Source organism: Parabacteroides caecihominis, from assembly GCF_023656785.1.
In the GTDB taxonomy this organism is placed as follows: Bacteria; Bacteroidota; Bacteroidia; order Bacteroidales; family Tannerellaceae; genus Parabacteroides; species Parabacteroides segnis.
Genome location: NZ_JAMOKS010000051.1, coordinates 1 through 13,967, shown reverse-complemented (window position 1 = coordinate 13,967; position 13,967 = coordinate 1). Strand labels below are relative to the sequence as shown.

Sequence of the window (13,967 nt, the reverse complement as noted above, 5' to 3'; positions counted from 1 at the left end):
GCAAAGGTAGATAATATTTTTAATTATACAACAGTTTCACACAAATATTTCACATTGGATTGATTATTTTTTTACTTTTGTCCTCCATATAAATATAACAGACATGAAGAATACTCCAGTAGATTATCAGACTGCCAGACGAATAATAGATGGCTACGGATTACCGGATTTCGGGAAAGCAACGATTCGTGAAGTTGTTGCTATATCCACACAATTGGAACAGGAAACAAATACCGAGTTCATACACATGGAAATGGGTGTTCCCGGATTAAAAGCGGCGCAGGTGGGTGTAGACGCAGAAGTCAAAGCATTACAAAACGGCATCGCTTCCATTTACCCGAACATCAACGGTACGCCGGAAGTAAAAGCAGAAGCCTCCAGATTCATCAAGGCATTCATTAATATAGATATCGCTCCGGAATGTTGTGTTCCGGTAACCGGCTCCATGCAGGGAACATTTGCCTCTTTCCTCACTAGCGGACAATGCACGGAAGGAAAAGATACCATCCTGTTCATCGACCCGGGATTTCCTGTCCAGAAACAACAAATCGTTGTGATGGGCTATAAATACGAATCATTCGACGTATACGAATACCGTGGAGAAAAACTGCGCGCCATCCTGGAAGAACATCTTTCCAAAGGTAATATCGCTGCTATGATCTACTCCAATCCCAACAATCCGGCCTGGTTCTGCCTGACAGACGACGAATTGAAGATCATCGGCGAAATGGCAAACAAATACGATACGATCGTGATCGAAGACCTCGCCTATTTCGCTATGGACTTCCGCAAAGAGCTTGGCAAACCGTTTGAAGCACCTTACCAAGCAAGCGTTGCCCATTATACAGATAATTACATTTTACAGATATCCGGTTCCAAAGCATTCAGCTATGCCGGACAGCGTATCGGTGTGACGGCTATCTCCAATAAACTTTACCATCGTGCCTATCCGGGACTGACCAAGCGTTATGGCGGTGGTACTTTCGGTACAGTATATATTCACCGCGTTTTATACGCCCTGTCATCAGGAACTAGCCACTCGGCACAGATTGCACTGGCTGCCATGTTCAAGGCTGCCTCAGACGGACAGTTCGATTTTATCACTGAAGTGAAAGAATATGGACGCCGTGCAGAAAAACTAAAAAAGATCTTTACAAATTATGGCTTTACGATCGTTTACGACCATGACTTGGACGAGCCTATTGCCGACGGCTTCTACTTCACGATCGCCTATCCCGGAATGACCGGCGGACAGTTGATGGAAGAACTGATCTATTACGGTGTAAGTGCTATCTCATTAAGCACGACAGGAAGTAATCAGGAAGGACTTCGCGCCTGCACTTCGTTTATCAAACCGCATCAATATGATCTCCTTGAAGAGCGTTTAAAGCTATTCAAAGAAAATCATACCCTATAATTAACACAAACCCGGCATTTATTTTACACTTATTAACCCAAATGCCGGGTTTTTCGTTTGCTTCTTAACACCAAAAGCCATATATTGTCCCTGTCTAACAACAGTAAGCAATCTTCACTATGGCTACATATAATAACATATTCAAAATTACGCATAATAATCTCCTTCCTGCACAAGGAAGTATACTCATATCAGAACCTTTCCTGCAAGATGCTTACTTCCAGCGCTCTGTTGTTCTACTGGTAGAACACAATACGCAGGGATCGATGGGGTTTGTATTAAATAAAAAAACGGATCTGATTGTAAATACTTTTTTTCCGGAACTGGAAGAGTATCCGGAAATACCAATCTATCTGGGTGGTCCGGTAAGTGCCAACCGGTTGTTCTTTATCCATTCATTGGGAGATCTAATCGTACCCGACTCTGTAAAGATCAAAGATCGCCTGTATTTCGACGGTGATTTCGAAGCATTGAAACGTTATATACAGAATGGCCATTCAATTGAAGGGAAAGTAAAATTTTTCCTCGGTTATTCAGGATGGACGGAAGGACAGCTGGGAAACGAGATCAATAAAAACTCATGGGTAGTCAGCCACGCAGCTAAAGAAAATGTATTACTTGCCGATGGAGAAAGTTTCTGGAAGAACTCACTCGAACAGTTAGGCAGCAACTACGAAGCATGGACTAAATATCCGAAAGATCCTTATCTGAATTAAATTATCAAACAATCTGTTTATTTACTTTTTGCATCATCAGTACATCAGAATATCCGCTTTCTGTGATGATCCAATCTGTCATGATACCTGTAACGGTAAATCCGCAGCGGGTAAAAAGAGCTTTGCTGGCCTCGTTATCGACGGGTATATGCACATATAACTGATGCAGTTTCAGAAAAGAGAACGCATAATCCATCAGTACATTCATTGCTTCGGTAGCCAACCCGTTGCCTTGATAAACAGGTTCCAGTAAAATACCGATACCGGCACGCCGATGATGCGGTTCAAAATCGTATAGGTCAACAGTACCAATAGCCGCCCCAGTTGAACGAAGCTCGATCATCAGACGCAACTGCTTCAGGTCGAAGATATCACGATGCGACTCACGAATATACTCTTTCAGTATATAACGCGAATATGGAGACATTGTATTTCCAAGGCTCCAAAGTTCCGGATTATTTTCCCAACGATACAAAAGTTCCAGATCTTCCGGCTCCAGAGCACGGAGACGGATCGTTTCATTTTCCAGTTGTGCCATATTATTTTCCCGGTGATATTAATTGTCCGCTTTTTTTACAATAAATATGATAAGTAACTTTCTTGTCGACCAACGTATCCATAAACAGAAGTATCTGTTCAAAACGGGCATCCGGATAACAAAAAGCATAATCAGTAAACTCCTTCATCTGATTGCGGCGGCAGATAGCATCCATTACACGTTCCCCATCCAGATCCCAAAGATTTACATGTTCCAGTTCCGGCATCTGTTTCACACAGGCAGCCTTGATCGCTTCAAAATTTTCCTCACGGCAAACAACCAGTAAGCGTTTATGCTTGCTTTTGGACTTTGGCTTTACTCCCAACAAACGCAATAAAGCAGCCATTGAGGCACGCAACCCGATAGCCAGCTTGATAAAAAATCCCATCAGCCAGCCGGAATGAGGATAATATTTCTTGAAAAAGATCAACATGGCACCGTAAAATGCCTTTACATATTTCATATCGCCATGCTTGGTACTTTCTCCTTTATAATGAAGAATACGCTCGGGAATATAATAGTTTTTATAGCCACCCAACACCATCCGGTACGACAAGTCGATGTCCTCGCCATACATAAAGAAATCTTCATCCAGGAGTCCGGTCTTATCCAGCGCTTCATGGCGTAGTAACATAAATGCACCGGCCAGCACATCCACTTTATGTTGTTTCTCCTTATCCAGATACGCCAGGCTATATCTTGAAAACACACGGGATTTCGGAAACAACTTCGACAAACCGAAGATCTTACAGAACGAAACCCAGGGAGAAGGAAAGCTCCGTTTACTTTCAGGCAGGAATACCCCATGCCCATCCAGCATCTTTACACCTATTCCGCCTGCATTCGGATGTTCATCCATAAAAAAACACAAGGTTCGAAGACTCTCCTCGCCTATCACTGTATCCGGATTAAGCAACAAAACATACTCTCCGTTACATTGACGAATCGCCTGATTATTGGCCTTAGCAAATCCCGGATTATCCTTATTTTCTATAAACGTCACTTCCGGAAACCGGGGACGGAGATAATCGACAGAACCGTCCGTCGAATTATTGTCCACAACAAAAACTTCAGCATCAAGTCCGGCAACAGCAGCCTGAACCGAATAAAGACATTGCTCCAGGAAATACTTTACATTATAGTTTACGATGATAACGGAAATCTTGGTTTCGTACATAAGAATCAGATTATATTTTTATCGAGTCATTAAAACTGGTGCGGTTCACAATAGAACGTCCCAATGTTATTTCGTCCGCATACTCAATCTCATCACCAATGGAAACACCACGGGCTATGACGGTTATCTTCACATTATAAGGGGATAGCTTGCGATAGATAAAGAAATTGGTCGTGTCCCCTTCCATCGTAGTACTAAGTGCAAGGACAATTTCCTTTACTTCTTCGTTGGCTACCCGCTGCACCAGACTGTCTATCTGCAAATCGCCCGGACCAATACCGTCCATCGGCGAAATAATACCGCCCAGCACATGATAAACACCACGGAACTGACCGGTATTTTCGATCGCCATAACCTCCTTGATATTTTCAACCACACAAACAGTCGAATGATCGCGCTGCGGATCGGCACAGATGGAACATATCTCGTCATCACAGATATTATGACATACCTGACAATACTTCACTTCTTTCCGCAAGGCCAGTAAAGCGGATGCAAAGTTTTCAGTATAACCTTCGTCCCGACGAAGCATATATAAAGCCAGTCGCAAAGCCGTCTTCCTCCCCACCCCGGGAAGCGAAGCCAACTCATTCACTGCATTTTCCAATAAAACTGATGGATATTTTTGAGTCATTGATTACCTTTCTTTGCCACAAAGATAAATAATTTCAACCATATGAAATCCAATCGACCTTTTTTTACTGGAAATCCCCCTTCGGGACGTTATAACTTTGACTGATATTATTTACCACAGACAGCCTGGCCATTAAATAACAGACTGTCGATTCCGCCCCTTGATTCAAGTTTATATTATTTTCTTCCAATCCGTCATAACAGCCCCCTGTTGCCGGGTTATAAAGTATCTGATGTAAATGATTATGACCTAAAAACCAGTCAAAGGCTTTTTTCTGTTTTAACAAATAATCATTTTCCTTGAATACCTTATAAAAGGTAGCCAATGTCATGACCGTGCTGGCCACATCAATCGGTTGTTCACCGTAATTCAATCCTTTCTTTTCTTTATGCAGCCACCCTTGGTTGGATATTACTTTAATCCGATCTTCAACGAAAATCTTACTCAATAAGAAGTCAAAAGACTCTTTTGCTATCATTTTATATTCATCATTTCCGGTTGCCTGATAAGCAAAAAGCAATCCTTCCGACAACACACAATTGTCATAAGTCAGATAAGATTCAAACCATAACCAACTCCCGTCAGTACTTTGTTTATAATATCCAACCAGTTTATCAGCCAGGACATTGATTAATGAAATGAGTTCCGGACGTGGGTATCGCCGGTTATAAAAGCACACCCCCTTCAATGCAAAAGCGATACTGCGCGGAGACTGAAACAAAGATAATTTATGAAGCGTTTTCCTGAATATCTGAATCGCCTCGGCAGTCCACTCATCCGGATATTTATCCCCATGCGAGATAAAATAGCCTAAAGCACAAACAGCCCTTCCATTACTGTCTTCCAAACCAACCTCCTGATTTTGGCCGGTAAAAGCCAGTTCTTTATCCACATAATTCAGGAACGAGCCATCCGGCTGCAAACAAAATTTTATGAAATTCAAATAGCTCCTGATATACTTTTCACAAGAAACATCCCTCATTTCCACATATACCTGACAAAGTGCCATTAGAGCCCGGGCATTATCATCCAGTGTATATCCTGTTTTTATATCCGGGCGATTACCCTTCGAGAATTGGATCATAGCAAAACTCCGGCTCATCCTTTTAATATGCGCTATATTTATCGGAGGCAAGGAATAATCCAATCCATCCTTCTCCTCTAATACCTTTTTAAACAATAAAGCATATAAAATGGCAGTATTCTCCCAGGCAGTAGCCGCCGTTTTCTGCAAACCGGCAATCCTCATTTTTGACCGAAGGCTTTCACTCGCCAATAACCGGTTTGTTGCTTCAGCCAATTGTAGCGGATTCTTAAAGTCAAAAATGATTCCCGAATTATCCTTTAAAAGCTCCAATGCATGAGGTATCGGAGTGGCTATAATAGGACACCCACAACTTAATGCATAGACGAACGTTCCACTGACTGCCTGATTAGGATCGCACGACGTAAACAAGTAAACATCTGTTAGTTGCAGATATTCAAGCAATGTCGACAAATCCAAATAAAAGTTTACAAACCGGACATGATCAGTCATTCCCAACTCAGAAACTTTAGCTTTGAGCATTTCCCGGTATTTTTCCCCTTCTTCTTTAAAGACTGTCGGGTGCGTCTTGCCTATGACAACAAACAAAACCGTCGGATTCTCTTTTACAATAGCAGGCAAAGCTTCCAAAGTTGTTTCAATACTCTTTCCGGCACTTAGCAAACCGAATGTTGAAAGAACTCTTCTTCCCGAAACCCGGTATTTATCTTTTAAAAAACGCTTATCCTGATGCGCAACCAGATGCGTTCCGTGAGGGATCACATTAATTTTCTCTTCCTCCATCCCATAATCCAGCAACAAGATTCGTTTAGAAATCTGCGTCATGACAACAATAGCGTCACAGGCCGCAGCCAACTCCCGGAGATAATTCTTTAACGAAATAACAGGATTCGGCAAAACCGTATGAAAAACAATTACAATCGGTTTTGTTATAGATTTTACAAATTGCAGAAACTCGTCCTCATGTTCTTTATAAAGACCGAATTCATGTTGTATCAGGACCAGGTTTGTATCCGCATCCTGGTTGATCTTCCTGCCAATGACCGCATAATCATTGGCATCCGAAGTATTCAGCGTATATTTAACCTTATCAGAGTAAATGTGTTTCTCTGAGTCCGATTCCAACGCACACACCTTAAATGAATAAGAGTTCCCGAATTTATAAAGAATTGTCCGGATCAAATCGGCGGAAAAGGTAGCGATACCACACTCCCGCGGAGGATAAGTTGTTATGCATAATATATTATTCATTTCTTATGGGTTATTAATTCATTCACTAACTCTTGCAGTTTCACAGATATACAAGCTATACATTTATCTGCCGCCCCATAATAAATATAAAGTCTGTCATCGAACAAGGCTGTTCCGGTCGGGAAACATACTCTGTTCACTACACCCAGCAATTCATAATCCGTATCAGGAGTAAATAAAGGATAAGGCAATCGCGCCAGTTCTATTGACGGATCATTCAGATCCAATAAAGCAGCACAAGCTGAATAGACATATCCGCCCGGTGTATCATACACGCTATGATAGATCAGCAACCATCCTTCTGGTGTTTCTATCGGAGGACAGCCAGCTCCTATATAACTGGCTTCATGATCATACTGGGGTTTTAAAAGGATCTTGTTGGAGAAGTCAATGAAATAATCAGTCCAAAATTTGGTCGTTAAATCCTCCAACTTCTCCACACAAACCAATTGTATATCCGGTTTGATACGATGCATAAAATAAAATTTCCCATTAATCTTACGCGGGAAAAACACTACGTTCTTATCCGTCAGATAAATCTTCTTGCCAGAATTTGTCTTAGATTCCCGTTTGTTATACGAACGAAAATATTTACCAATCAGATGCTCATGCGACATCATCAATCTTTTGAATTGCCGGAATGTGAATTGTGAGGTGATCACTCCTTTCTTTTCAAAATGAGCCAGATCGCCAGATACGGCATATGCCCCGACAGCACTCATGCCATCATAGGCCGTATAAGTCAGATAATACACATCTCCAATTTTTACTATTCTGGGATCTTCCACTCCCTGGCTTTCATAATCAAATTCAGGACTGATTAAAGGTTCTTTATTTCGTTGAACCACTTTCAATGGTCCTTCCAGCCTGCAATAGCCAATAGTTGAATAATTCCCTTCTCTTACTGCACGGTATAACATATGTACAGTATTTTCTTCGGCTATCACAGCCGGATTCATTACACTTTCGCTTTCAAAATTCAAATCAGTACATTCAAGAATAATACCTTCTCTTTTGATGGTTACCATTATGTTTTAGTTATCAGATTAAAACCTTTGTCTTGCTTACTCGTCTTTTCACGCTGGTAGTCAGTCTGAGTTTTTGCTTTGTCAGCAGAAGACTTTTCCTTTTTCTTTTCTTTCTTACTCTCTTTACCTTTCATAACACATTGTTTTACAGCAAATTTATAAACTCTATTCTTTGCAAGTTACGGATAATAAACTCCATTCTGTTATATATGCTGAAGTATTATTCTTTAATAACTATAAGAGTTTATAATTCACATTGCACGTTTCGCCTCAAAGTGTTAATGCATTAAAAAGATATAGGCAATAAATCTTTCAAATCTGTAGAATCAAGTCATTTCTGTGAAACTATGTTATCCATGAAAATATTTTCCACTAGAAACTTGTTGTATTAGATAATAGAATATATGTTTGCATTATAATTTCATATAAAAACATTTTATAGTAGAAATAATTATCAACACCAAAATAGAATAAAATGAATACAAAAAGAATCTTCACATTACTGGTTTTAGTTGTAGGTTTCATGACTTTAGTATCCTGTAAAGGACAAGCCAAAAACAACAGTAATGAAACAACTTCAACCACGGAAGTAACAGGAAAGCAAGCAGCTGCACCTGTACATATTACAAAGGCGGACTTCCTAAAAAAGATATACAACTATGAAGCAAATCCAAATGAGTGGAAATATCTCGGAGACAAACCTGCCATCATCGACTTCTATGCCGACTGGTGCGGTCCCTGTAAGATGATCGCTCCTTCACTGGAACAGCTTGCCAAAGAATATGCCGGACAGATCAACATTTACAAAGTCGATGTAGATAAAGAAACAGAGTTGGCCCAGGCATTCGGCATTCAGGGAATACCGGCCCTTCTATACATCCCTATGGAAGGAAAGCCCCAGATGCTTCAGGGAGCAATGCCTAAAGACCAGTTAAAGGAAAAGATAGAATCAATTTTACTGAAAAAATAATTTTTTTTTCGCTTACTCTACCAACAAAAATTTTCAGGTAGACTTGATAATCTTCTCAAAAAAGATACTTTTTTCAAGTCTACCTGAAAATTTTCCCATCCAAAGGTTTATTCATAACATCTAAATATTTACTAACTTTGTCATCGTTTGTAAATCATAAAACGAAACGTCATGAGTAAATACCCATTTATGCTGATTATGTGTATGTTTATTGCACAATCAGTTTTTGCACAATCATATTCCAAATACTTCCGCCTGGCTAATCAGGATACCGTCAATTTCACCTTTACAGTGAAGAAGCCCGATATTAAAGCAATAGACTGTTATCCCCAGCGGATTACACAAATTTCGAAAAACGGAGATAATTACGAAATATCACTCACAACTATCAATCCCTACCTGGATGGAAGCAAACTGGCTAAAATGAAAGAAGCCAAGTATGACAAATCACGGGAATACGACAGAGAGATCGCCCGATTTTTACAATCTACCCCGTTAATAGATGCACAAAACGAACACGTTAGACAAATTGCCGATACACTGTTTAAGGATGAAACGCAGACCTTCATTATAATAGAGAAAGCTCTCAAATTTGTTTATACCTATTTATCACCATCCGATTCCATTGCCAAACAGATTGATGCAGGAATTTGCAGAACCGTAGATGTCAATACCGTTATCCAGACAAGGAAAGGTACTTGTAGCGAATACACGAATGTATTTACCGCATTGATGCGCTACATGAATATACCGACTCGTTTTGCTGTAGGATATTGCTATGTCCCTGAATGGAAAGCCGAAAGTACCCATGCCTGGCCCGAATGCTATATAGAAGGTGCTGGTTGGTGTTCTGTCGATCCGACTTTCCCATCGTATATCAGCCCGCATTTTGGTATGGTTAGGATGCGTTACGGGATAGATTACGAAGACTGCGACATCAAAACCCTAAATTATGACATCGAACCGATTGAGTTTACCAAAAGATAACCATTATGACAACAGAGAATAAAATAAAGTACTTTGAAAATCGGGAAGATTGGAGAAAGTGGCTAGCAGATAACTTTGAAACCAAAGATGAAATTTGGTTTGTCTTTCCTCAGAAATCATCAGGTAAAAAAAGCATTATATACAATGATGCCGTTGAAGAAGCCCTTTGTTTCGAATGGATTGACAGTACGATAAAATCGCTTGACAAAGAACATAAAATTCAGCGCTTCACGCCTAGAAACCCTAAAAGTACATACTCGCAAGCCAACAAAGAAAGACTTAAATGGTTATTGGAAAATAAAATGATACACCCTAAATTTGAGGATAAAATACGAGCTATTTTGTCTGACCCTTTTATTTTTCCAGATGATATAATTGACAGATTGAAAGCAGATAAAACAGCATGGAAAAACTATCAACACTTTTCCGACCCATATAAACGTATCCGAATTGCATACATTGAAGCAGCCAGGAAACGGCCTGAAGAATTTGAAAAACGATTAAACAACTTTATCAATAAAACGAAAGAAAATAAAATTATAACAGGATTTGGGGGGATTGGAAAATACTATTAATCCCAATAAAATGCAGGTACGAATTTTACTTCTGTTTTCTAAATACAAGACCTATATATAACAAACAAACCAACAACACCGCCCCAATCACCAACATCCGCTTGGGATAAGAAAACTCCACAGTACTACCTTTCTGAAAAGAATCAGAACCGGCAAAACAGTTCTCATCTACAGAACCAGAACTAACAATCGACTCAACCACCTCCTCCCCCTGTTCCTTAATAGCGACATGAGTAACAGACTGCACCCCATTCAACCGACAGCTATCGAACACAATATGCTCTATATCGATCACCTTATTGCGGGAAGCCTGATACAGATTTTTTAACAACATACTATCACTATGAATACTATGCACCTCCTCCCTTATCTCCCGATGTTGCACACTACGCCGCCCGGCACTACAACCGGGCAGCAAAACAGCCAACAAACCAACCAAAACAAATAAACTTCTACCCCACATATCCATACCTATCCCCCCTTCATTTATTAATGATCACCTGATAACGATTCTCTCCATTTACCCGAAACGCCAAATGCAGGAACTTCTTTCGTTTATAAAGAATTGCCTGATCGAAAGGTAACTTACAATAAAGTAACACATCCAGCAACTCCTTCGGATCAGGCACATAACAATCCGCAGCCTCCCCCTTCACATGCTGGCTCGAAGGCACGCCGCCCACCAACCTGTTCACCTCCGGACTCCGGTAACCGCTTGTGATCGCAATCGGCTTCCCATAAGCCACCCGCAACGGCTGTAACAACCGTTTCACCAACTCCATCATAACCTGCTTCACCTCAAACGACGGCTCATTCAGCAACCCGTTCTCTACCGCCACCCGGCTATACGTCATTTCTTCCCAGGTAAAATCCCTACTTATCCTCTCTTTCATTTTGTACCGATTTGATTTTATACGAATAATCCACCCCAAACAAAGCTCCGGCAAATGTGCAGGTTTCCCCAAAAGCCACCAGCACACTATTATGAATCTCCCCTTTCGGGGCAATCCAGAAACCGGAGAAAAGAAGAACAATCCCGCTCATTACGAGCAGGATTGCCATTACCAATTGAATAGTCAGTCTTTTTTTCATACGTTCCCCTTTCCTCTTTCAATCAAGTAATCCTCAATTTACCATTTTCAATTATTCAATTTCCGGTCTGTCATCTCCACCGGAACCTTCTTCTTTTTTAGGTTTCGTATCTTCATCCTCTTCAAACTTCACGATCTCACTCATCCAGCGCAGACTGGTACCCGGCGAGAATATCACCCGTGCCTTTTTTATCAGGGAAGCATTGAAAGCATCCGCCGTCTCCGCACCTTTCGAACGAATCGAAAGACGAAAACTACCGAACTCACCCACCTGTACAATACTACCCGAACGAAGCTCCAGGCTCATCGCCCAGTTCAACGAATCAAGTATCGCCTTCACATCAGCACTCGACATCGCCGAGCGGCTGGAGATCAATTCACACAACTTATCCATATCGCAATAGTTCGACGACCGCGCCATCGCATAAGTCTTCACCTTATCCTTATCGTCACCGCTAAGAACCTTGCGCTGCACCTTTCTAAATTTCAGTGTCATAGCTTTTCTATTTTAATGATTAATACTACTGTTTCCAGGGGAACGATACAAAGGTACAGGTAGGAATATATGTGAAGATCGGCGCGATAGCATCATGTAAAACAGTATATAATAAGACTTTAGGAACATTCAAAATCTTAAAATACCATTTTTCGCGAACCATCACACCGATAGATTCAGGTTCTTATTTAACGTTTATCAGGGAAATAATGATTATTACGTGAGGTTCTTAGGGATAGATTTAGGTTATTTAATGACTTCTCGCAACAAATTTGATACCCTTTCGGGTATTTCCTAACCAAAGCCACAAAAATAAATACCCGAAAGGGTATCAAACAAGAAATATTCATTATATTTGTACCCGAAGAGGTATCAAAAATGAATAACTTATCATTAAATGAATATGTAAAATCAAAGCGCAAGTCGCTTGGATTATCACGTGAAGAGTTCGCGCTGAAAGCAGGTGTCGGACTCCGTTTTCTTCGCGAACTAGAACAAGGAAAAGAAACCTTGAAAATGGATAAAGTAAATCAGGTATTAAAACTGTTCGGAATGCAACTTGGTGCCGTACCTATGGACAGGAATAATTTAATAGAACCATGAAACAAGCTAAAATTTATATGTATAGTAATTTTGCAGGTATTCTTACGGAAGATGAAAACGGTTACAGATTTATCTATAATCCTGAATATCTCTTAAGTAAGGATGCTGAACCGATCAGTTTAACAATGCCTTTAACAGATAAGCCATATATTAGCAATATATTGCATCCGTTTTTTGATGGATTGATTCCTGAAGGTTGGTTATTAGATATTGTTGAAAAGAATTGGAAAATCGACAATAGAGATCGTATGTCTTTATTACTGGCCTGTTGTAAAGATTGCATTGGTGCAGTTAGTGTTCAATCCTTTTAATACACAATTATGGAAAGATGTTTATATTGCTATCAGCCATTAGAACAACACGAAACAGACTTTCATTCGCGATGTTCAAAAAAAATATTTGGAACAGTTATACCTCCTGTTCTCCCTTATAGTAAAGCAGATATTGAATCGTTAGCTTTAGAAGTTGTACGTTCGCAAGTTACTATCACAGGTGTACAACCCAAACTATCTGTTGATCTAAAGAAAGAAAAAGGAGGAGAAAAACGTTTTACAATTGTAGGTTTATGGGGTGGCTATATCCTTAAACCACAGACTGAACAATACGCCAACCTCCCTGAGAATGAAGACTTAACGATGCATTTAGCTAGATTAGCAAAGATAAATACCGTTCCTCACTCACTCATACGCTTTAAAGATGGTTCGCTAGCATACATTACCAAACGAATAGATCGAGACAAAAAGGGCAATAAAATACCAATGGAAGATATGTGCCAGTTAACAGAGAAACTAACAGAACAGAAATACAAAGGTTCCCATGAACAGATAGCCAAGAAGATTGTAGAGTTTTCAGCGTACCCAGTCCTAGACTTGATCAATTACGTTGAGATTTTATTGTTCTGTTATCTTACAGGTAATGCAGACATGCACCTAAAAAACTTTTCCCTCTATAAAAAGATAAAAGAAACCACACTAACGCCTGCTTATGATCTCTTATCGACTAAGCTGGTCATACCTGAAGACACAGAAGAACTTGCTCTGACTCTGAACGGAAAAAAACGAAAATTAAAGAGATCTGACTTTGACAATCTATTAAAAACAATGAAAGTTGAAGATAAGGTTATTGAAAATACATACAACAAATTTAGAAAAGTATTACCGCTATGGTATGATTTTATTGATATTTCATTTTTACCAAATCAAATGAAAATAGATTATAAGGCTTTAATAGAACACAGATCTTCCATATTAAACAAGCGATAATAGGAAAATGGCAATTCCACATCCCGTTCTATCACATCAAACAGGATTTCACTTGAGTCTGTAAATTAAACTGTGTCAGCAAAGACAAGAAATAAAATATTAACTTTGCTACCACAGTTTTTTTATGAAAGAAGAATTTGATTTTGAGAGTATCAAGAAGAAGGCAATCGCCCAACT

At 39.9% G+C, this 13,967-nt stretch carries 18 protein-coding genes; 8 read left to right on the top strand and 10 right to left on the bottom strand.

From position 1 onward, the window contains the following. The first annotated feature begins 103 nt into the window (after positions 1 to 103). Together NBH14_RS26230 and NBH14_RS26225 are read left to right on the top strand one after the other, a co-directional pair. The gene (locus NBH14_RS26230) at positions 104 to 1,417 is read left to right on the top strand and encodes an aminotransferase class I/II-fold pyridoxal phosphate-dependent enzyme (protein WP_128134936.1); all 1,314 of its coding nucleotides are present in this window, start codon (positions 104 to 106) and stop codon (positions 1,415 to 1,417) included. Between the two features lie 119 nt (positions 1,418 to 1,536). After that, positions 1,537 to 2,133: a YqgE/AlgH family protein gene (locus NBH14_RS26225; protein ID WP_010803326.1), complete on the top strand. Its 597-nt coding sequence runs from the start codon at positions 1,537 to 1,539 to the stop codon at positions 2,131 to 2,133. Positions 2,134 to 2,137: 4 nt separating this feature from the next. Here NBH14_RS26225 and NBH14_RS26220 read toward each other — a convergent pair whose 3' ends face one another. The 6 genes from NBH14_RS26220 to NBH14_RS28720 all read right to left on the bottom strand — a co-directional run bounded on the left by NBH14_RS26220 (position 2,138) and on the right by NBH14_RS28720 (position 7,940). Continuing rightward, positions 2,138 to 2,671: a GNAT family N-acetyltransferase gene (locus NBH14_RS26220; RefSeq protein WP_128134937.1), complete on the bottom strand. Its 534-nt coding sequence runs from the start codon at positions 2,669 to 2,671 to the stop codon at positions 2,138 to 2,140. A gap of 1 nt (position 2,672) precedes the next feature. Continuing rightward, positions 2,673 to 3,848 (bottom strand): glycosyltransferase family 2 protein, encoded by a 1,176-nt coding sequence (locus NBH14_RS26215; protein WP_186961718.1) that lies wholly within the window; start codon positions 3,846 to 3,848, stop codon positions 2,673 to 2,675. A gap of 10 nt (positions 3,849 to 3,858) precedes the next feature. Further along, positions 3,859 to 4,482 carry a recombination mediator RecR gene (recR, locus tag NBH14_RS26210; protein WP_186961717.1) on the bottom strand — a complete coding sequence of 208 codons (624 nt, stop codon included), beginning with the start codon at positions 4,480 to 4,482 and terminating at the stop codon, positions 3,859 to 3,861. A gap of 64 nt (positions 4,483 to 4,546) precedes the next feature. Then, complete coding sequence (locus tag NBH14_RS26205; protein WP_186961716.1) at positions 4,547 to 6,778, bottom strand: glycosyltransferase; 2,232 nt, start codon at positions 6,776 to 6,778, stop codon at positions 4,547 to 4,549. Then, complete coding sequence (locus NBH14_RS26200) at positions 6,775 to 7,806, bottom strand: glycoside hydrolase family 130 protein (protein WP_122328208.1); 1,032 nt, start codon at positions 7,804 to 7,806, stop codon at positions 6,775 to 6,777. Before NBH14_RS26200 ends, NBH14_RS26205 begins: the two co-directional genes overlap by 4 nt. Then, positions 7,806 to 7,940, bottom strand: coding sequence for a hypothetical protein (locus NBH14_RS28720; protein WP_255419980.1), 135 nt, complete (start codon positions 7,938 to 7,940; stop codon positions 7,806 to 7,808). The genes NBH14_RS26200 and NBH14_RS28720 overlap by 1 nt, the downstream gene beginning before the upstream one ends. Positions 7,941 to 8,281: 341 nt before the next feature. On the opposite strand from NBH14_RS28720, the gene trxA reads away from it, so the two are divergent. The 3 genes from trxA (at position 8,282) to NBH14_RS26185 (ending at position 10,338) form a co-directional block, all read left to right on the top strand. After that, positions 8,282 to 8,776 (top strand): thioredoxin, encoded by a 495-nt coding sequence (trxA, locus tag NBH14_RS26195; RefSeq protein ID WP_128134941.1) that lies wholly within the window; start codon positions 8,282 to 8,284, stop codon positions 8,774 to 8,776. Positions 8,777 to 8,947: 171 nt separating this feature from the next. Next, positions 8,948 to 9,763 (top strand): transglutaminase-like domain-containing protein, encoded by an 816-nt coding sequence (locus NBH14_RS26190; RefSeq protein ID WP_082150452.1) that lies wholly within the window; start codon positions 8,948 to 8,950, stop codon positions 9,761 to 9,763. Positions 9,764 to 9,768: 5 nt separating this feature from the next. Further along, positions 9,769 to 10,338, top strand: a complete 570-nt coding sequence (locus tag NBH14_RS26185) for a YdeI/OmpD-associated family protein (RefSeq protein WP_186961715.1) — start codon at positions 9,769 to 9,771, stop codon at positions 10,336 to 10,338. Between the two features lie 25 nt (positions 10,339 to 10,363). Here the strand turns inward: NBH14_RS26185 and NBH14_RS26180 are convergent, their stop codons facing one another. The 4 genes from NBH14_RS26180 to NBH14_RS26165 are packed head-to-tail and all read right to left on the bottom strand — an operon-like array spanning position 10,364 to position 11,925. Further along, positions 10,364 to 10,801, bottom strand: a complete 438-nt coding sequence (locus NBH14_RS26180; RefSeq protein WP_250817888.1) for a hypothetical protein — start codon at positions 10,799 to 10,801, stop codon at positions 10,364 to 10,366. A 19-nt stretch (positions 10,802 to 10,820) separates the two neighbouring features. Next, a complete protein-coding gene (locus NBH14_RS26175) occupies positions 10,821 to 11,231 on the bottom strand; it encodes a D-Ala-D-Ala carboxypeptidase family metallohydrolase (RefSeq protein ID WP_186961713.1) in 411 nt (136 codons plus the stop codon). After that, positions 11,212 to 11,430, bottom strand: a complete 219-nt coding sequence (locus NBH14_RS26170; RefSeq protein ID WP_007659354.1) for a hypothetical protein — start codon at positions 11,428 to 11,430, stop codon at positions 11,212 to 11,214. Before NBH14_RS26170 ends, NBH14_RS26175 begins: the two co-directional genes overlap by 20 nt. Before the next feature lie 51 nt (positions 11,431 to 11,481). After that, positions 11,482 to 11,925, bottom strand: coding sequence for an HU family DNA-binding protein (locus NBH14_RS26165; RefSeq protein ID WP_007659352.1), 444 nt, complete (start codon positions 11,923 to 11,925; stop codon positions 11,482 to 11,484). Between the two features lie 378 nt (positions 11,926 to 12,303). On the opposite strand from NBH14_RS26165, the gene NBH14_RS26160 reads away from it, so the two are divergent. From NBH14_RS26160 to NBH14_RS26150, 3 genes are read left to right on the top strand one after another with little or no spacing between them, the layout of a single operon-like run. Then, on the top strand, positions 12,304 to 12,528 hold the full coding sequence (locus tag NBH14_RS26160) for a helix-turn-helix domain-containing protein (RefSeq protein ID WP_044214648.1): 225 nt from the start codon (positions 12,304 to 12,306) through the stop codon (positions 12,526 to 12,528). Next, positions 12,525 to 12,839: a HipA N-terminal domain-containing protein gene (locus NBH14_RS26155; RefSeq protein WP_046149585.1), complete on the top strand. Its 315-nt coding sequence runs from the start codon at positions 12,525 to 12,527 to the stop codon at positions 12,837 to 12,839. Before NBH14_RS26160 ends, NBH14_RS26155 begins: the two co-directional genes overlap by 4 nt. Positions 12,840 to 12,848: 9 nt before the next feature. Beyond that, complete coding sequence (locus NBH14_RS26150) at positions 12,849 to 13,790, top strand: HipA domain-containing protein (RefSeq protein WP_186961712.1); 942 nt, start codon at positions 12,849 to 12,851, stop codon at positions 13,788 to 13,790. The last annotated feature ends 177 nt before the right edge of the window (positions 13,791 to 13,967 follow it).